Source organism: Pseudomonas sp. Larv2_ips, assembly GCF_963879675.1.
Taxonomy (GTDB): domain Bacteria; phylum Pseudomonadota; class Gammaproteobacteria; order Pseudomonadales; family Pseudomonadaceae; genus Aquipseudomonas.
Window position 1 is genome coordinate 19,103 of record NZ_CAWOAW010000043.1, and the last position, 17,792, is coordinate 36,894.

Annotated in this window: 15 protein-coding genes; 10 read left to right on the forward strand and 5 right to left on the reverse strand. The window is 61.4% G+C overall.

Annotated features, from left to right (window positions below; all coding sequences use genetic code 11):
- Positions 1–794: 794 nt before the first annotated feature.
- Entirely contained in the window at positions 795–2,420 is a 1,626-nt protein-coding gene (locus AACV02_RS30145; RefSeq protein WP_119735900.1) for a methyl-accepting chemotaxis protein, read from the reverse strand.
- Between the two features lie 232 nt (positions 2,421–2,652).
- Here AACV02_RS30145 and AACV02_RS30150 point away from each other — a divergent pair, with 232 nt between their 5' ends.
- The 3 genes from AACV02_RS30150 to AACV02_RS30160 are packed head-to-tail and all read left to right on the forward strand — an operon-like array spanning position 2,653 to position 5,111.
- Positions 2,653–4,080, forward strand: coding sequence for a nucleobase:cation symporter-2 family protein (locus AACV02_RS30150; protein WP_119735902.1), 1,428 nt, complete (start codon positions 2,653–2,655; stop codon positions 4,078–4,080).
- Between the two features lie 12 nt (positions 4,081–4,092).
- Entirely contained in the window at positions 4,093–4,554 is a 462-nt protein-coding gene (locus AACV02_RS30155; RefSeq protein ID WP_119735904.1) for an LEA type 2 family protein, read from the forward strand.
- On the forward strand, positions 4,554–5,111 hold the full coding sequence (locus AACV02_RS30160; RefSeq protein WP_119735906.1) for a GNAT family N-acetyltransferase: 558 nt from the start codon (positions 4,554–4,556) through the stop codon (positions 5,109–5,111). The genes AACV02_RS30155 and AACV02_RS30160 overlap by 1 nt, the downstream gene beginning before the upstream one ends.
- 36 nt (positions 5,112–5,147) lie before the next feature.
- Here the strand turns inward: AACV02_RS30160 and AACV02_RS30165 are convergent, their stop codons facing one another.
- Complete coding sequence (locus AACV02_RS30165; protein WP_119735909.1) at positions 5,148–6,074, reverse strand: carbon-nitrogen hydrolase family protein; 927 nt, start codon at positions 6,072–6,074, stop codon at positions 5,148–5,150.
- A 90-nt stretch (positions 6,075–6,164) separates the two neighbouring features.
- Here AACV02_RS30165 and AACV02_RS30170 point away from each other — a divergent pair, with 90 nt between their 5' ends.
- The gene (locus AACV02_RS30170; protein WP_119736112.1) at positions 6,165–7,085 is read left to right on the forward strand and encodes a LysR family transcriptional regulator; all 921 of its coding nucleotides are present in this window, start codon (positions 6,165–6,167) and stop codon (positions 7,083–7,085) included.
- Here AACV02_RS30170 and AACV02_RS30175 read toward each other — a convergent pair.
- Positions 7,057–7,311 carry a hypothetical protein gene (locus AACV02_RS30175; RefSeq protein ID WP_003190904.1) on the reverse strand — a complete coding sequence of 85 codons (255 nt, stop codon included), beginning with the start codon at positions 7,309–7,311 and terminating at the stop codon, positions 7,057–7,059. The two genes, AACV02_RS30170 and AACV02_RS30175, sit on opposite strands and share 29 nt — an antisense overlap.
- A 163-nt stretch (positions 7,312–7,474) precedes the next feature.
- On the opposite strand from AACV02_RS30175, the gene AACV02_RS30180 reads away from it, so the two are divergent.
- Positions 7,475–7,795 carry a DUF883 family protein gene (locus AACV02_RS30180; RefSeq protein WP_106579758.1) on the forward strand — a complete coding sequence of 107 codons (321 nt, stop codon included), beginning with the start codon at positions 7,475–7,477 and terminating at the stop codon, positions 7,793–7,795.
- Positions 7,796–7,844: 49 nt separating this feature from the next.
- Here the strand turns inward: AACV02_RS30180 and AACV02_RS30185 are convergent, their stop codons facing one another.
- Complete coding sequence (locus AACV02_RS30185; RefSeq protein ID WP_119735911.1) at positions 7,845–8,882, reverse strand: Ldh family oxidoreductase; 1,038 nt, start codon at positions 8,880–8,882, stop codon at positions 7,845–7,847.
- Positions 8,883–9,051: 169 nt separating this feature from the next.
- Between AACV02_RS30185 and AACV02_RS30190 the strand changes: the two genes are divergently transcribed.
- Complete coding sequence (locus AACV02_RS30190; protein WP_119735913.1) at positions 9,052–14,208, forward strand: dermonecrotic toxin domain-containing protein; 5,157 nt, start codon at positions 9,052–9,054, stop codon at positions 14,206–14,208.
- A 19-nt stretch (positions 14,209–14,227) separates the two neighbouring features.
- On the opposite strand, the gene AACV02_RS30195 is transcribed toward AACV02_RS30190, so the two are convergent.
- On the reverse strand, positions 14,228–14,497 hold the full coding sequence (locus tag AACV02_RS30195; RefSeq protein WP_106579755.1) for a PepSY domain-containing protein: 270 nt from the start codon (positions 14,495–14,497) through the stop codon (positions 14,228–14,230).
- 154 nt (positions 14,498–14,651) lie between these two features.
- Here AACV02_RS30195 and AACV02_RS30200 point away from each other — a divergent pair, with 154 nt between their 5' ends.
- The 4 genes from AACV02_RS30200 to AACV02_RS30215 all read left to right on the forward strand — a co-directional run bounded on the left by AACV02_RS30200 (position 14,652) and on the right by AACV02_RS30215 (position 17,737).
- Entirely contained in the window at positions 14,652–15,647 is a 996-nt protein-coding gene (locus AACV02_RS30200; protein WP_119735915.1) for a FecR family protein, read from the forward strand.
- Between the two features lie 315 nt (positions 15,648–15,962).
- Complete coding sequence (locus AACV02_RS30205; protein ID WP_119735917.1) at positions 15,963–16,415, forward strand: hypothetical protein; 453 nt, start codon at positions 15,963–15,965, stop codon at positions 16,413–16,415.
- Positions 16,412–16,975 carry an adhesin gene (locus tag AACV02_RS30210; RefSeq protein WP_119735919.1) on the forward strand — a complete coding sequence of 188 codons (564 nt, stop codon included), beginning with the start codon at positions 16,412–16,414 and terminating at the stop codon, positions 16,973–16,975. The genes AACV02_RS30205 and AACV02_RS30210 overlap by 4 nt, the downstream gene beginning before the upstream one ends.
- Positions 16,976–17,041: 66 nt before the next feature.
- A complete protein-coding gene (locus AACV02_RS30215) occupies positions 17,042–17,737 on the forward strand; it encodes a heme utilization protein (protein ID WP_106579751.1) in 696 nt (231 codons plus the stop codon).
- Positions 17,738–17,792 lie beyond the last annotated feature (55 nt).

Genomic DNA, 17,792 nt, shown 5'->3' on the forward strand with positions numbered 1-17,792 from the left:
GAAGAGCCAAGCACTGCGCTACTGGAAGTTGAACGCGGTCAACTTGTGGGAGCGGGCTTGCTCGCGAAAGCGGTGTGTCAGCGACACATGAGCTGACTGAACCACCGCCTTCGCGAGCAAGCCCGCTCCCACAGTTGGATCGCAGTGCGTCAGGTAGATGGGTGCTGCTCGTTTGTACTCGGTCAAAGTGGGAGCGGGCTTGCTCGCGAAAGCGGTGTGTCAGTGACACATGAGCTGACTGAGCCACCGCCTTCGCGAGCAAGCCCGCTCCCACAGTTGGATCGCAGTGCATCAGGTAGATAGGTGCTGCTCGTTTGTACTCGGTCAAAGGTGGGAGCTGGCTTGCCTGCGATGGCATCAACCCGGTGTACCCGATACACCGAGGTGCCTGCATCGCAGGCAAGCCAGCTCCCACAGAAGAGCCAAGCACTGCGCTATTGGCAGTTGAACGCGGTCACCTTGTGGGAGCGGGCTTGCTCGCGAAAGCGGTATGTCAGTGACACATGAGCTGACTGAACCACCGCCTTCGCGAGCAAGCCCGCTCCCACAGTTGGATCGCAGTGCATCAGGTAGATGGGTGCTGCTCGTTTGTACTCGGTCAAAGGTGGGAGCTGGCTTGCCTGCGATGGCATCAACCCGACGCACCTGATGGGCCGAGGTGCCTGCATCGCAGGCAAGCCCGCTCCCACAGTAAAGCCGCTCTGCTTGTGCTTGCTCTCCTCAGGTCGGTGCCTGGGTGGTTGCGAAATCTGAGCGAAAACAGGTCGCAACACACACCCAACGCTCTTCGATCATCAGATCACGAACCGCGCCACCATCGCGTTCAAATCCACCGCCAGGCGCGACAGCTCGTGACTGGCGGCGCTGGTCTGGTTGGCGCCGGCTGCCGACTGAGTCGCCAGGTCGCGGATGTTGACCAGGTTGCGGTCCACCTCACGCGACACTTGGGCCTGCTCTTCAGAAGCACTGGCGATGACCAGGTTGCGCTCGTTGATCAAACTGATCGACTGCGTAATCTGCTCCAGCGCCACACCGGCGGCACGGGCCATTTCCAGGGTGCTCTGGGTGCGCTGATTGCTTTGTTGCATCGACTGCACCGCTTCGCCGGTGCCCGTCTGAATGCCGGCGACCATTTTCTCGATTTCCTGGGTCGACTGCGCGGTGCGATGCGCCAGCGCCCGCACTTCATCGGCCACCACCGCAAAGCCACGCCCGGCTTCACCGGCGCGGGCTGCCTCAATCGCTGCGTTGAGCGCCAGCAAGTTGGTCTGTTCGGCAATCGCGCGGATCACGTCCAGCACCTTGCCGATGTCACGGCCCTGCGTGGCCAGGCCTTCGATCATCACCGAGGTGGTTTGCACGTCCTGGGTCATGGTTTGAATCGCACCAACCGTTTCCACTACCCGATCACGGCCTTCACGCGCGGCCTGGTTGGACTGGCTGGACGCTTCGGAGGTGGATACCGCATTGCGCGCCACCTCTTCCACGGCGGCGGTCATTTCGTTGACGGCGGTGGCGGCCTGGTCGATTTCGTTGTTCTGTTGTTGCAGGCCTCTGGAGGCTTCCTCGGTGACCGCGCTCAATTCTTCGGCAGCAGAGGCCAGTTGCGTGGCCGAACCGGCGATGTGCTGGATGGTCTGGCGCAGGTTGGTCTGCATCGCAGACAAAGCGCCAAGCAGACGGGCCGGTTCATCCTTGCCATCATCTTCGACGAGCGTGGTCAGGTTACCGCTGGCGATGGTTTCGGCCACTTGCACCGCTTTGCGCAGCGGCGCAACGATGCTGCGGGTCAGCAGCCAGGCGAGTAACACCGTCATCAACGCCGCCACCACCGAAACGATGATGATGCCGCTGACGGCCTGTTGGTAGCTGCCTTCAGCATCCCGCCCGGCCTGGTCGGCATCGGCGCTGTTGATCGCGATCAGTTTGTTCAGCTGCTCACCCATCAGATCCGTACCGTCCTTGATCCGCGTATTGATGAGGCTGCGCATTTCGTCGACTTTGTTCTGCTGCGACAGCGACATCATCTCGGCCTGCGCCGCGAAGTAATTGTCGAGGGTCGCGGCGAAAGTTTTGTAAAGCGCCGCCTCTTCCGGGCCTGCCGGCATAACCGCGTAAGCACCCTGGGCCTGCTTGACCTTGTCGACCAACACCGCCACGCGGGTCTTGGCTTCCTCAAGGGCGGCGGGCTCACGGTTGATCAATATCCGGAACGACAAGATGCGCAAGCGCAGCACGTTTTCCGTCATGTTGCCGAGAAATTTCACGCTGGGTAACTGGTTGGTCCCCATGTCCAGGGAAGACTGGCGAATCTGTGTCATGCGGTTGACGGCAAATACGCCAAGGATCACGACCAGCAACGCAATGAACGCAAAACCGAGGAAGGCGCGCGGGGCAATATTCAGATTACGAAGGGACATAGGGCTGCTCTCGAGAGATAGTGGGCGAGCGTCCCTGCCGCGACACGATCAGTCGGCGCCAACGCACCGCTCTGATCTTTGGGCACCACTGTTATAAGAGTTGGGTGGGCTTGAATACGGTATCGGCAGGTGCCGGGATTTAATGCAGGATGTTTCGAAATATTTTTACACACTTCTGACGGCCGGCACTTTCTGGCATCCTGCGCGCCCCTTTCCCTAACGGGCCTGTATTTTGTCTGACACTCAAACCCCTCGCCCCCGCTATAAATCCGACCTGATCTACGGCCTGGAAGATCGCCCGCACTTTACTGCGGCGATTTTTGCCGCACTGCAACATGTGCTCGCCAGTTTTGTCGGCATCATCACCCCCACCTTGATCGTCGGCGGCGTGTTGGGCCTTGAAAGCGAAGTGCCGTACCTGGTGAGCATGGCGCTGTTCGTGTCCGGGCTCGGCACGTTTGTGCAGGCGCGCACGTTCGGCCCGATCGGTTCGGGCCTGTTGTGCCTGCAGGGCACCAGCTTTTCGTTTATCAGCGTGATTCTCAGCGCCGGCTTTATGGTCAAGGCCCGAGGCGGCGGCACCGATGAAATTCTCTCGACGCTATTTGGTATCTGCTTTTTCGCAGCCTTTATCGAAGTGGTGCTGAGCCAGTTCATCGGCAAGTTGCGCAAGCTGATCACCCCGGTGGTGACCGGCACCATCATTACCCTGATGGGCTTGTCGCTGATCAAAGTGGCGGTCACCGACATGGCCGGCGGTTACGGCTCCAGCGATTTGGGCGCGGCCGGCAACATGGGGCTGGCGGCGCTGGTGCTGCTGACTATTGTGGTCCTCAACCGGTTCAGCAACCCGTTCCTGCGCCTGGGTTCGATTGTGATCGGCCTTACGCTGGGTTTTGTGGTGGCCTGGTGGATGGGCCGGGTCGACCTGGCAGCCCTGCCTCAAGTGCCGCTGATCAGCGTGCCGGTACCGTTCAAGTACGGTTTCTCGTTTGATTGGGTGGCGTTTATCCCGGTGGCGGTGATCTTCCTGATTTCGCCTTTGGAAGCCGCTGGCGACTTGACTGCCAACTCGATGATTTCGCAACAACCGGTCAAAGGCCCGCTGTATATCAAACGCATCAAGTCGGGCCTGCTGGCCGACGGCCTCAACTCGGCCATGGCCGCCACCTTCAATAGCCTGCCGATGGTGACCTTCGCGCAGAATAACGGAGTGATCCAGTTGACCGGCGTGGCCAGCCGCTACGTGGCGTATTTCATCGCCGGCCTGCTGGTGCTGCTGGGGCTGTTCCCGATGATCGGCGCGGTGCTGCAATTGATGCCCAAGCCGGTGCTCGGCGGCGCCACCCTGATCATGTTCGGCACCGTGGCCGTGGCCGGGATCAAGATTCTTGCCGAGGCCGGACTGCACCGGCGCAATGTGCTGATCGTGGCGATTTCCCTGGGCATGGGCCTGGGTGTGGCCGCCGTGCCGGAAGTGCTGCGCGACCTGCCCAAGGCGCTGCACAACATCTTCGAGTCGCCGATCACGGTGGGCGCGTTCTGTGCAATCCTGCTGAACATTTTCCTGCCCGAAGAGTTCATAGAGCTGGAAGAAGATGAATTTGATCCGGAGTCCTCTACCCTCAAGGTCATGCAGGACCCTGACGTCACGAAATAGGAGCACTTTTGAATGCGCAAGCTCATGGTTCTATCGTTACTGCTGCTGACCTTGAGCGCCTGTGCGCTGTTCCCCAATCGCGACCCGGTCAACATCAGCGTGGTCGGCATCGAGCCGCTGCAAAGCCAGGACCTGGAAGTACGATTTGCGGTGAAACTGCGGGTGCAAAACCCGAATGAAACGGCGATCGACTACAGCGGCGTAGCCCTGGATCTGGACGTCAATGGCCGGCCGTTGGCGTCCGGGGTCAGTGACCAGTCCGGCTCGATCCCACGGTTTTCTGAAACCGTGCTGAGTGTGCCGGTGAGCGTTTCGGCGTTTTCCGTATTGCGCCAGACCCTGGGCCTGAGCCAGACCCAAAGCTTGAACAACCTGCCCTATGTGCTGCGCGGCAAACTGGCGGGTGGCCTGTTTGGCACCCAGCGTTTTGTCGAGCGCGGCACGCTGGACCTGCCGAACACGGCGACCTGGTGATGGCCCGCCAACCGGTACTGTTGACCCCACGACTGATCCTGCGTCCGCTGGTGCTTGCGGATGCCGAGGCCATCCAGCGGCAGTTTGCGCATTGGGACGTGGTGCGCTACCTCAACGCCGCAGTGCCTTGGCCCTACCCGGCCGATGGCGCGCGTTGCTACCTGGAACAGGTCGCTCTGCCGGCCATGGCACGGGGCGAGCAGTGGCATTGGTCGATCCGCCTCAAAAGTGCACCGGAGCAGTTGATCGGCACTATCAGCCTGATGGACGAACCGGACGATAACCGCGGCTTCTGGCTGGGCCCGCAATGGCAAGGCCAGGGCTTGATGACCGAAGCCAGTGCGGCGGTGACCGAGTACTGGTTCGAGGTACTCAAGCGCCCCGTGCTGCGTGTGCCCAAGGCGGCGCCCAATATTGGCTCACGGCGGATATCCGAGCGCACCGGCATGCGCTTGATCAGGTCGCAGGAAGGTCGGTTTGTGGAAGGCACCTTCGCGCGCGACATTTGGGAAATAACCCGCGAAGAGTGGCTCAACACGCTACCTGCCACGCCGTAGGCGCCAGGCTTGCCGGCGCCTGCGGCTTGACCGGCTTCACTCGGTGAGGGTGCGCACGCCGGGTTTGGCGCGCTCATCCACGACCAGCTCAAACACATCCGGCCGCGCGTAATGCCCCACCACGTCATAGTCATAACGTGCCCGGACGAGGTCCTCGGTATTGATCTGCGCGGTCAATAACCCGGCCTCTCCCACCAACGGCCCGGCCAGAACATCGCCCATCGGCCCGATAATCACACTGCCGCCCGCGATCAACGCACGGTCTGACGGCCAATTGGCCACTTGCACGCCGAGCGCCGCAGGCGAGGCCTGCACCTGGCAGGCGCTGACCACAAAGCAGCGCCCTTCATGGGCGACATGGCGCATGCTCACCTGCCACATTTCGCGTTCGTCCACGGTCGGCGCGCACCACACGTCCACGCCCTTGGCGTACATCGCGGTGCGCAGCAGCGGCATCATGTTTTCCCAGCACACCGCCCCACCGATACGGCCTACAGCGGTGTCGATCACCGGCAAGGTCGAACCATCGCCCGTGCCCCAGATCAGCCGTTCGGTGCCGGTGGGCATCAGTTTGCGGTGCTTGGCAACCAGCCCGCCGTTCGGCTCGAAATACAGCACCGTGCAATACAACGTGCTGGCACTGCGCTCGATCACGCCGATTACCAGGCTGGCACCGGTACGGGCAGACAACCCCGCCAGCGTTTGCGTCTCGACGCCCGGCACGTCGATGGCGTTGGCAAAATAACGGGCAAAGGCTTCGCGCCCCTCCGGCAAGCGATAACCCAGCTGCGTGCCGAAACTTTCGCCCTTGGGATAGCCGCCCAGCAAGGCCTCAGGCATCACCACCAATTGCGCACCGCTGCGCAGAATCTCGTGCTCATAGCTCAGGATTTGCGCCAGGGTTTGCGCTTTGCCTTCTGGCAATGCACCGATTTGCAAGGCAGCCACGGTAGAAAGGGCCATCACGATCACTCCAAATGAGGGGGTTGCCCATTCTCCGGCCAGCCGTGATCATGAATAAAGCCCACTTCAATGCTGAATGATATGAGCCAAATGAATATCGCCCAGGTTGACCTGAACCTGCTGAAAACCTTCGAAGCCCTGCACGACGAGTCCAGTGCCAGCCGCGCCGCGTTGCGCCTGGGCGTTACCCAGTCGGCGATCAGCGCAGGCCTGCGACGTTTGCGCGACGTGTATGGCGACCCATTATTTGTGCGCACCGGCCGCGGCCTGGCACCGACGTTGCGCGCCAATCAGCTCAAGCCGGTGATCAGCGAAGCGCTGGACCGCTGCCGACAAAGCCTGGCCATGGTCCATCCGGACAATCTCGACTACCAAGGGCGCTCAGTGGTCCTGGGTTTATCCGATGACTTCGAAATTGCTTACGGCCGTCGGTTGATGGAAGCCATCGCCGATTGTGCGCCCAAGCTGCGGGTGATCTTCCGCCAGACCCACAGCCAGATCGTCGCCGCGGCCCTGCTTGACCGTAGCCTGGACCTGGCGATCACCGCGGGCGGGTTTGCCGAACGCAGGCTGAGTCGACAGGTAGTGGGCGAAGGGGATTACCGCTGCCTGGTCGACCCGGACAGCCTGGCGCCCAGCCAGCACGCTATCAGCCTGGATGAGTTCGTCGCGCGCGAGCACGTGCTGGTGTCGTCGGGCGGTTTTATCGGGATCACTGATGAAGGGTTGGCGGCGCAAGGGCTGAGCCGCCAGGTGTGCGCGTCCACCAGCCACTTTGCCGCGCTGCCGTATCTGCTCAAAGGCAGCACGGCCGTGGCGACGATTCCCGGCCATGCGGCCCAGGCCATCGCGCGCATGACCGGCTTGCGTGTACTGCCCTGCCCGTTGGCGCTGCCGGTTTACCCGGTAGAACTCGGCTGGCGCACCCAGGCGCAGCTTGATCCGCTGTTGCTCAAGGTGCGCGAGGCGATTGTGGCGTGCTTTATTTTGCCGCGGCCATCAGCTTGTTGACTTCGCTGCGCACCATATTGGAAAACTCCGGCGGCGACATGCCGTCGAGTTCTGCGCGCACCCATTCAGCCCACTTGCCCTTGCGCTTGGCGCGCTCGCCGAACAAGCGCGCCGCTTCGCCCTTGGCCTTGCCCAGGTTGGTCTGCCACAGGTCGTAGAGGCGTGACTTTTCATCTTCCAGCTCGGCGCGTTCGGCGAGGGTTTTGTTGGCGAGATTGAAGCTCATGTGGAATTACCTGCTGCACAAATAGACGACATCTTACACTGTAGGTCGAAATATCCTGATTCGGATTTTGCCCAAAAACAGGCCCCGGCAAAAAAACTGCAACTTTTGCCGCCGCCTGACACTCCATTGTTCACTGTCACATTCACCTGCAAGGAGTCACACAATGGCCCGCAAATCTGCTGCCCAAGCTGTCGAAGATCAAATCAAGGATCAAGCTTTCAGTGAACTGACGGCGTTGATCGAAGAGTCGGACAAACTGCTCAAGAGCAGCGCCTCCCTGGTAGGCGAAGAAGGCGAAACCCTGCGCGAACAGGTTGCCATCAAACTCAAGCAAGCGCTGGAGTCGGTGTCCAACGTGCGCGAGCGCAGCAAGCCGGTGGTCGACGCGACCGAAACCTACATCGGCGGCCATCCATGGCAGACCGTGGCCATCTCTGCAGGTTTTGGCCTGGTGGTGGGGTTGTTGCTGGGTCGCCGTAACTGATCCACCGTACTTGATGCATGGGGGCTGCGCCGTTGGCGCAGCCCCTTTTTTACGTCTCCAGCAAGGCCTGCAAGCGCGCCAGCTCGCGCGCGTCCAGCTCAATACCTTGTTGCTGCGACTTCGCCCGTGTGCGGTGACGTCGATCCCCCGGTAACCGCCGCAACCCCGCCGCATGCATCTGCCGCACCAGTTCCTGGCTGCGTTCGGCGAAGTTTTGCCCGGCCGTCTTGCTCGGGTCGATGACGATCAGCAATTGCCCGGTCCAGGGTGTACGCGCGCCCGGATGATCGGCCCAGTTGAATTCAAACGAGAAATTGCCTCCCGTCAACGCCGCCGCCAGCAATTCGACCATCATCGACAAGGCCGAGCCCTTGTGCCCGCCAAAGGGCAACAGCGCGCCGCCTTCGAGCACGGCTTTGGGGTCCTGGGTCGGCTGGCCGAGGCTGTCAACGCCCATGCCCGGCGGCAAGCGCTCGCCCTTGCGCGCGGCAATCTGCACGTCGCCATGGGCAATGGCGCTGGTGGCCAGGTCGAAGACAATGGGCGAGCCGTCGGCACGCGGTGCGGCGAAGGCGATGGGGTTGGTGCCAAACAACGGCCGGTCGGCGCCATGCGGCACCACGCAAGTCATGCTGTTGACCACGCTCAACGCCACCAGCCCTTCTTCGGCGAAGGGCTCGACATCCGGCCACAGCGCAGCAAAGTGATGAGAGTTGTGAATCGCCAGCAGTGCGATGCCGGCGCTGCGAGCTTTGTCTACCAACAACGCGCGCGCCGCTTCAAGGGCCGGCTGGGCGAACCCGTTGCCGGCATCCACCCGCACGAAGCCCGACGCCACATCCGTGACCACGGGCGTGGCCTTGCCGTCGACCCACCCGCTGGCCAGCGTGCTGAGGTAACCGGGGATACGGAAAATGCCGTGGCTGTGCGCACCGTCGCGCTCGGCGCTGGCGCAATTGTGCGCCAGGATCGAGGCAACCTGCGGTGAGGTGCCGTGCTTGACGAATATCGCGTGCAGCAATCCCACCAGGTCATCGAAACCGATGAATGCTGCAGGACTGTCAACGAGCGGGGACTGGGCAGACATCTGTAGCTCCGATTTTATAATTGGAAGAGACAACAAGAATCCAGACCGCCGATTAAACAACGCCTCCTGTGCCTGCTGTCAACGGGCGCTTGCGTTATCTACCGCCCAGCGTGCTGCGCGACCTCCTACTTTGGCGCTTGATGACCGCCGCGTGAAAGGAGAACGCCCCATGACGCAAGTGACACCACCGTACTTTTTCGATGAGTTCCTACAGACCGTCAAACGCAAAACCCCGTCAGCGCGAGAGCGCGCGCTGGGGTTTTCGGTCAAGGACCTCGATTGGCTGCACACGCTCTACTACGCCACCGATGCAGCGCGCCAGAATGAGGCGGTGCACGGCTACCCGATGAAGGTGGAAAGGCTGTTGGCCAACGCCGGGGGCAAGCCCGCCATTGTGCTGGCCGGGGCGTTTATGATGAGCCCCACACCCGATGCCGGTAAGGCCGTGCTCTACAGCCCCTATGGCGGCCTTGAGCTGTTCGACAGCCGCGCCGACCTGCTCATTGAGGTGCAGGAACGCCTGGCGCATCCGGCCAAGCGCGAAGAGCTGATGCAGTTTGTATCCATCGGCGAGCGTGATGCACTGCCGGTCAATCTGCACCTGACGGTGAGTACCGCCGTCATCCCGGGCGCGGTCATGGAAGACCAGGAGCAGGCCATCCTGGCCGGGCAACAAAAAAATGTGACCGCGATGCTCGACCAGTTACGCAAGCTCCCCAGCTTGGGTTGGATGCTCGACACGTTGCTCGCCATCATGGCCCGCGCCTGCTTTCCCGGCCTCACGCAGAGCGATACGCGGGTTAATTTTTTCAGCCAGGCCTCGGCGGCAGCGGACCGTCGCTGGGTCGCCTCGATGCCACTGCGCGATGCGCTGCTGCAGTTTTACGTCAAGCAAGCCTGGCCCTCGGGGCAGACACACACGTTCTTCAACATCGGCCATGACACCCGCGCGTTTACCGAGGCGCAATTGGCCGAAGACCAACAACGCTGGGACAGCCTCGTCGAACAAACCAGCGGTCTCCTTTCAAAGCTGTTGCACAGCCTGCTCCAGACCTACTGGAACGAAGACTTCGACGGTGGGCAATCACGCCTGCGGTTTTTTGCCCGGGTGATGAGTGACAAGTTTCGCGCCGACCTGTTGTTCAAACACCAGAATACGATCCTGAGCACTGAAGAAAGCCAGGCGCTGCGCGCGCTGTTTCTCTCGGACCAGACCGCCCGCACCGCCTACGCCAGCACCCTTAGCGTGGAAAAAGTGCGTATTCAAGCGCCCTATCATCAGACGGTGGAACTGGCCAGCACCTTGCTGATCAGCTATACCCACGCCTATCTCTACACCCAGTCGCGCGGTCTGCAGGTGCTCAAGGACTTGAATGACCTTAACGACACGCTGCGGGTCATGCTCAGGACCGCCGGGCATGAAGATGAGCTGCTTAACGTCGTCTCCCTGGATGAGCGCAGTCTGTTTGTCGGTCTGGACCCGTTGCACGTCACGGGCCATCGCGTGGTCGGCAACGTCTTCGAGGAGATGATCGAAGACATCGCGACCAAACAGTTCAACAACCTGGAGCATGCGCTGGGCCTCTATCGGCAAGGCGCGGGCAGCATCGACCTGGCCGCTCTGCTCGACAGTGCGCTGGACGTACGCACCCTGCTCGACAGCCGGCTGATGGAGCAGGAAACCGACGGGCGCTGGAGCGTTCACCCCATCACTACGGGCAGTGGACAGCCCAGCACGGTCATCGCGGAAAAGGCCAGGGCGCACTTGCAGCGGCTGCAGGCGGTGGATGCCGCGCTGGTGCTTGAACGCAGTCAATACAGGCCCCTTCGCGCGCTGGCAGCCCACGCCCTGGAGGCAGAGTTGGCCAGCAGGCACCTGCCGCTGAGTGGCGACGCTATTGAGATCAACACCTACGCCACCACGGCGCTGGAGCGCGAAGAGCGGCCCCCGCAGGCCTCGTTGAACATGGTTGAACACTTCATCGCGCGCCTCGCCCGGCAGGCCAGTGCCTTGACCGGCTCCAGCCGGAGCGGGTTTTACCAGCGGCGCAAAGGTGTCGCCCACCAAGTGCCCAGTTTGACCGTGGCCACGTTCAACGCGGTCATCGAGCGGGTGTTGAGCACGTTTACGCAAGGCTTGCGCGCGCTGCCTCACCTGCTGCTGGACACTCACCCTTCGCATCTCAGCCAGGCGATGTTTCAGGGCCTCAGTGGCGAAGCTGAGCTGAGGCGCTTGTCCAAGACCTTGCCGCAGGCTCATCTCGGGCTGCTGGGCAGCGTGCTCAATGCCGACAGCATGGACAGGCTGACGCGCCACGGCCTGAACGGCTTTATACCGGATGCCTATGGCTTGACCTTGAAGGTCGGCACGCAGAACGCGCTGCAGCCCCTGGCCAATTGTTTTGTGCTGTCGGAACGCGGCGGCCTGGACGTTCTTCATTCCGGTGCGGCGTTGCTCTGGACGGTGAGTCGCGGCTATGAGGCGTTTGATTCGATCAAGGCCTTGCGCGACGCAGTGGGACGACGCTTGCAGGATGAGCGGGCGCGCCTGCCCCTTGTCGAAAACTTGCCGGCCTCCAGGCGTGTGCCTCATCAACGTCTTCAATTGGGCCCGATGCAACGCATCGACGATCATTTGCTCAACAACCGTCAACAGTCCTACAGCCAGTTCCTGTCGGGCGAGGTTGATCACCTGCTGTCGATGACAGTGGGCGTACAACGCTTTCAGGACTGCATGGACGCGCTGATTCGGCGGGCGCCGCCGTCCAACCTGGAAAGGGCTGTCACGCTTACCCGCGCCCTGGTCAACCAGCAGGCGCTGCCGGTATGGCTGGGCATGGCGCAGCCGTCAGAGCAGATCCTGCACGCCGAACTGCTGGAACAATATCGCCTCAGTGCGCCGGACGAGCGTGACTATCTGCACAGCATCACGCCCCTGCGCGAACAGGTCATGAGCACGCTTTCAACCCTGCTCAATGCGCGCTTTCCCGGGCAGGTGGTCAACCCGGACAACATCCTGATTCCTGCGCGTATCGAACGCGAAGGCAACATTCAAACGCTGACGGATTTCGCCCTGCGGCACCTGCCCGCGTTGCGCGCCGAGCAGATCCGCCCGACCTCACGCACTGCCACCCCGCTGCCGTCCACGCTGGATGGTCATGCCGTGGTGCAACTGGTTCGGCAGCTGGACTTGAAAAGCCTCTACCAGCCATTGCTGACCATTCACATGGGCGGTCAAACCGAAGACACGCGCCAGCGCCGTCACCTGTTCTGTCAGCAGTTGCCCTGGCAACTGCTGCAATACGCCCATGAACAAAAACTGGATGGGCGGCTGTCCGGCTCGGCCTGGGGCTTTATCCGCCAAGTGTTGGATATGCCCGACGCCGTGGCTCGCGCCACCGTGCGCGGTGTGACGGCAACCATTCGCCCGCTGGAACTGATGGCCACCGAGGGTGCAGCCCTGGTCAAGGCTTTGGGTTGCTACCTGATCGGCCCGCACGCCAACGCTTCCGGCCCTGTGGTGCTGTACGCGCCCTACAGCCCCCACCATGTATTGAGGGAATACGCGAACGAAGCCGCCCTGCTCACTGAGTTCAGTACGCCCGGCGCCTTGCAGGAGTGGATCGTGGGTCAGCTGGAAACAGCCCATCAGGCGACTTACCGCCATCTGCTGCTGCCGCAAGGGCGTCAGCAGAACGCGGAGATTCGCCTAGGCTCATCACCCATCCGCGGTCATCTGCTCAACCGTCTGTTTGCGGACAACAGCGAGATGCTGAATCGGATGCTGAGCTGCCAGTTCACGCCCACGGGCAAAACACAATGGGAGGCGATCATCAGCCTGCTGACCAGCGAAATCCCCAAGACCCTGCAACTGATGGCGGGCAAACTCACGTACCCGCTGGTGGTGTGGCGCAGCTACAAACTGTTCAAACTGTCGGCCGAAGACTTGCAGCAACAGCGCTGGGCGCACGCCCTGAAAACCTTTGCATTAGGCGTGGCCGAAATGGCCACCTTGCGCACAAGCCTGGACAGGGTTTTGCCCGATGTGCCAACACCCGCGGAGCAACCGACGCTGGAGCATTGGCTCAAGGCCCCTGCCCCCACCGCGACCAGCCTGGCGGAGCAAGACCTGACAGCGCCGCTGCGTACGCAACTGCAAACCTTCGAACACCACGACATGGCCCTGGCCGACCTGACAAAAAGCGCCTACAGCCACGTGTACCACGATGACCTCGGCGCTCTCAGCCTGGTGCCGCTGGCCGGCAAAGTCTACCCGGTGAAAAAAGCCGGTGAGCACTGGCGCATCAGCTACGGTGTACAGCACGGCCCTTATTTGCAGCGCAACGCGCTGGGCGAGTGGGTGCTGGACCTCGACCGGCATCACCCGCGCTTTGGTAAAACCTTGAGCCGCTACGCAGGCAGGCTTTCCACCCGTGCAGCCGAGCGGGAAGCCATCAATATCGAGGCCGTGGGGTTGCGGGAAATCGCCGCGCTGTCCAGCTGGAAGGCGCGCTGTATCGATGAAGCACTCAACGTCGCGACCTACTATGCGGTCACCTGCAAGCGCAACATCGTCAACTTTGCCGTGCAAAGAGCCCCGAACAGCCGGGTCGGACGTTTTTTAAGTGAGTTGTTCGGCGTCATCACACTGACCGCTGAACAGGTGCACAGGGTTGAACGGCGAGTCGACGAAGTGCTCGGTGAACTGGTCAACCCCACCCTGACCGCCTCCGACTCGACGCGCTTTGTCAGCGGCATCCACCGGTACAGCCCGCACGACACCTTCGCGTTCGTCTTGCCCAACGATGCCGACAAGAAGATCTACCTGCTGGACCGGTTCTTCGACCCACGCATGGACATCTATCAAAACCGCTTGATCGCGCCGTTCGACATTTCGGCGCACGCACGCGCGACGACGTTGATTCACGAGATAACGCACCTGATCTCCGCGACCGAAGATCTGGCCTACCTGGACACCATGCGACCGTTCACAGACCTGATCAATGTACAGATCAGCGGCGCGCCGGTGATGTTGATGGACCTTGCTCACCTGCGCGACACAGCGCTGTCAACCTTGACGCCGGCGACGATGCTGTTCAAGACCTGGGATGTGTTCAGCGAGCAATGGGAGGATTTCGGTGACCGTCCCTGGACCCGAGCTTTAAAGAATAAAGTGTTGAACACCACCGGTGCGCGCACGCTCAGCGATGCCAGGGCGATCTTCATGAGCGACCCGGACAAACGCATCGATACCATTCTGGCCAATGCCGACTCGGTGACTTACTTGATCTGCCAATTGGGCCGAGCGCTGGATGCGGGAGCCTGAGCAGGCTCCCGGCGGGACGTCAGTCTTTCTGGTCACGCAGGATATTGCCCGAAGCGCCATCAATGCGCGCTTCATAGACGACGCCATCGGACTTGCGCCCTTTGACTTCCCAGTAGCCTTTGTCATCGGCTTCGGCGCTGTAGACTTCGACATACCCGGCCTTGGCCTTGGCGGTTTCAATGGCTTTCTCGATGGTGATCCAGCCCGCACCCGGTTTATCCGCCAGGGCTGCGCCAGCGCTGAGCAGCGCGGTGGTTGCACACAGGGCGACTAAGGTTTTCTTCAGCATTTTCGTACTCCATTGGGGGGAATGACGGACTCATGTCCTCTGTTTTTCTGATGTTCCCAAACGAGAATAAGTTCCAATTGATGTGCAATCGCCATGATGGCTGTTCTCGCCATCCGCCTCGGGAGGTTAGAATGTGCGAAATCAGGATGAGTTAATGAGCGAAAAGTCCCTTTCAGAAGCCGAATATGACGCCATCACCGACGCCGCCGCGCATTGGTGCATGCGCTTGCATGCCGATGACTGCACGGCAGGCGAGCGTCAGGCTTTTGCAGATTGGCACGACGCCCATCCCCTGCACGCCTTCGAATACGCAGCCATGCTGGAAATCTGGGATGTGGCCGATCACCTGCCACGCAGCGAGCCTGCGCCAGCGGTGCTGGCGTTCAAGCCGCGCAGACGGCTGCGCGCCTACGCCGTTGCGGCCGCCGTGTGCCTGGCGGCCTTGCCGCTGGCCGCCCTCACGGGCTGGGAAGCGGGCTGGTTGCCCAGCTCGTATGAACACTTCGAAGCCACCCAGGGCTTGCGCAAGGTCACCCTCGGCGATGGCAGCCAGGTGGAGCTGAACCTGGGCACCGAGCTGGTCTACAGCCATTACAAGGACGAACGCCGGGCCACCTTGAAAAAGGGCGAGGCGTTTTTCAAGGTCGCTCACGACAGCCATCATCCCTTCATCGTGCGCGCTGGCGACGGCCAGGTGCGGGTCACGGGCACGCAATTCAACGTCTGGAAATACGAAGACCTGGTGCGGGTAACGTTGCTTGAAGGCTCGGTACAGATCGCCAGCGACGCCGTGCATGGCAGCGTGCCGCTGACTCCGGGCATGCAGGCGAGCTACCACACAGGCGATGCCACGCCGCAAATCGCCGCGATCAGCGTCAATGACTCCGCGCTTGCCTGGCGCCAGGGCAAACTGGTGCTCGACAACCTGGCGCTGGCCGATGCATTGCCGCTGATCAACCGCTACCTGAATAAGCCCGTGATGCTGGCAGACACCACCACCGGGACCATTCGCATCGGCGGCATTTACAACATCAGCGAGGTCAACAACCTCGTCCCCTCCCTGCCCAGGGTTTTGCCGGTCTACCTGACCCAAAACCAGGACGGCAACCCCGTGCTCAATTCGATTCCCCGTAAAGCCCCCAAAGGCTGATGTTCTTTGCACGAACGGGCTCGCTTGCGCCCTGAGTGTCCATTTTTGAAACACTTCCCTGCCCTGAACCGCCCGTGCTGAGCGGATTCACCGTTCGGTCACACCGACTGTTACAGCCATGAGACAACCTTGAGGCGGGGCCGTACATGCACGGCCACAGGGCCACTGTCTCAACGCTGATACAGCACGGCCATCACTTCGCCCGGCTTTAACCCCAACCCCCTGAATTTGAAAAACAAATAAAAAGCGGCACGCGTTCTGCTCTCTTCCTTACAGCGCTGTTTAGGGTCAGCGCGAAGAATAAGGAACACTGCCGTGGACACACACAATCCAGGCTCACTGAGCCTCCTGCTGATCAGCTGCGTTCTGAGTGCCGGCGCAAGCCTTCCAGTGCTCGCGGCAGGTGATGGCGTGATCGTGATTGAGCGCCAGGTTCAACCGTATGTGATCGGTCGCTCACGCGGCGTCGACCCCTACCCCAACACCGTCAATGCCAACCCGTCGGCACAAGTCCTGCGCGCCTCCACCAATGAACTCAGCGACAACGACATTGGGCGCATCAGCAGCGGCTCAAGCATTACTCGCAGCATCATGCCCAATGGCGACATCACTGGCTTGAACACGATCGGCAACGGTCCAGGCCTGGGCGCCAGCAGCGCGGCCGGCCACAGTGGCGGCGGCATTTCGGGCACGGTCAACGGCGCGATATCCAGCGGCCTCGCACCGCTGAACAACATCGGCGGCATGGTCGGGGGGGCGATGAAATGAGTCGCACCTGGATGCTACTGGCGGCGCTCGGTTGCACAGCGGCGATGGCCGACAGCAACAACAACGCCAGCATTGATAACTCGGGCACGCAGTACAACGGCGTGGTCTCGATCAACCAGGCCGCAGGCGATCAGCAACAGTTGAGCAACAACGTCGCGATCGCTGTAGGCCACAACGCCCAGGCAACGGTGACCGTCACGCAAAAAATCAGCGGCGCCGCGGCCGACCGCGCGCTGAACGCCAGGACGATGATCCAGGGCAACGCTTTCAGCAATGGCAACGGCGCACTGAGTGTCAATCAGTCGGCCGGGGCCCAGAACCAGATGATCAATGCCGTGCGAATCAGCGTCAGCGCTGGCCCGCAGAGCATCGACGACAGCGTCATGTCGCAACAGAACGTTGCGCTTGCAACCGACTCAGGATTGACCTCTACCACTGGCAGCCGCCAGGTCGTGACCAGCGACCAGGCCTTCACCGGCAGCCGTGGAGTGGTACAGGTCAACCAGAGCGCCGGGGTGGGGAACCGAGTGGCTAACACCCTGAACTTACGACTCAACTGATGGAGCTGAGTCGGTAGCTGGAACGTACCAACACTTAACCAACTAATAGAAGCAAGGAGATACACCATGAAAACTACAATGGCCCTCAAACCACTGGCTTTCGCTCTCGCTGCGCTCATGGCTGTTGCTGCTCAAGCGGGTCAACCCAACCATCATCCACAGCCTGCGCCAACGACCGCAGCGGCGACCACCCAAGACGGTCAAAGCAACCACGGCAACGTGGTGCTCAATGACAAAACCAAGAACAACGCTTCGGCGAATGACTCGTACAACAACATCAGCGGCGTGGCCAACGGCAACGTGCTGAGCGGCGACAACAACCAAGGCAAAAACGATGTCGCCATCGTATCCGGCGACGCCGACTTCGTATTCGCCAGCACCGGCACCGCACAGTCGAACACCGGCAACCTGGTGGTCAACAGCGGCACCAAAAACAACGCGTCCCTCAACGACAGCGGTAACCACGCTTCAGGCGTGATTCAATTGAACGCCGCATCGGGCGCCTCCAACCAGGGCAGCAGCAGTGTGGCAATCGCCTCGGGTAATGGCGACAGCGGCGCCGCAACCGTCGCCGGCGTGCAGGACGTGTCGGGTAACCTGACGCAGAACCTGAGCAGCGGCCACGGCTGGAGCAGCAAACCGGTGGTCAACAACGCCAGCGTGAACAACTCGATGAACTTCAGCTCCGGGGTGTCGAACTCCAACGTTCTGTCGGGCAGCAACAACCAGGGTCAGAACAACGTCGCAATCACTCGCTTCTGATGCAGACAGGGCCTTGGCAACAAGGCCCTTTTTATTTCCAGTGTCCAACAGGTCC

What these genes read in the sequence shown, in the direction of transcription:
- AACV02_RS30175 (WP_003190904.1), bottom strand. Translation starts at nt 7,311, where the DNA reads ATGAGCTTCAATCTCGCCAACAAAACCCTCGCCGAACGCGCCGAGCTG.
- AACV02_RS30190 (WP_119735913.1), top strand. Translation starts at nt 9,052, where the DNA reads ATGACGCAAGTGACACCACCGTACTTTTTCGATGAGTTCCTACAGACC.
- AACV02_RS30210 (WP_119735919.1), top strand. Translation starts at nt 16,412, where the DNA reads ATGAGTCGCACCTGGATGCTACTGGCGGCGCTCGGTTGCACAGCGGCG.
- AACV02_RS30185 (WP_119735911.1), bottom strand. Translation starts at nt 8,882, where the DNA reads ATGTCTGCCCAGTCCCCGCTCGTTGACAGTCCTGCAGCATTCATCGGT.
- AACV02_RS30195 (WP_106579755.1), bottom strand. Translation starts at nt 14,497, where the DNA reads ATGCTGAAGAAAACCTTAGTCGCCCTGTGTGCAACCACCGCGCTGCTC.
- AACV02_RS30200 (WP_119735915.1), top strand. Translation starts at nt 14,652, where the DNA reads ATGAGCGAAAAGTCCCTTTCAGAAGCCGAATATGACGCCATCACCGAC.
- AACV02_RS30180 (WP_106579758.1), top strand. Translation starts at nt 7,475, where the DNA reads ATGGCCCGCAAATCTGCTGCCCAAGCTGTCGAAGATCAAATCAAGGAT.
- AACV02_RS30160 (WP_119735906.1), top strand. Translation starts at nt 4,554, where the DNA reads ATGGCCCGCCAACCGGTACTGTTGACCCCACGACTGATCCTGCGTCCG.
- AACV02_RS30165 (WP_119735909.1), bottom strand. Translation starts at nt 6,074, where the DNA reads ATGGCCCTTTCTACCGTGGCTGCCTTGCAAATCGGTGCATTGCCAGAA.
- AACV02_RS30215 (WP_106579751.1), top strand. Translation starts at nt 17,042, where the DNA reads ATGAAAACTACAATGGCCCTCAAACCACTGGCTTTCGCTCTCGCTGCG.
- AACV02_RS30155 (WP_119735904.1), top strand. Translation starts at nt 4,093, where the DNA reads ATGCGCAAGCTCATGGTTCTATCGTTACTGCTGCTGACCTTGAGCGCC.
- AACV02_RS30145 (WP_119735900.1), bottom strand. Translation starts at nt 2,420, where the DNA reads ATGTCCCTTCGTAATCTGAATATTGCCCCGCGCGCCTTCCTCGGTTTT.
- AACV02_RS30170 (WP_119736112.1), top strand. Translation starts at nt 6,165, where the DNA reads ATGAATATCGCCCAGGTTGACCTGAACCTGCTGAAAACCTTCGAAGCC.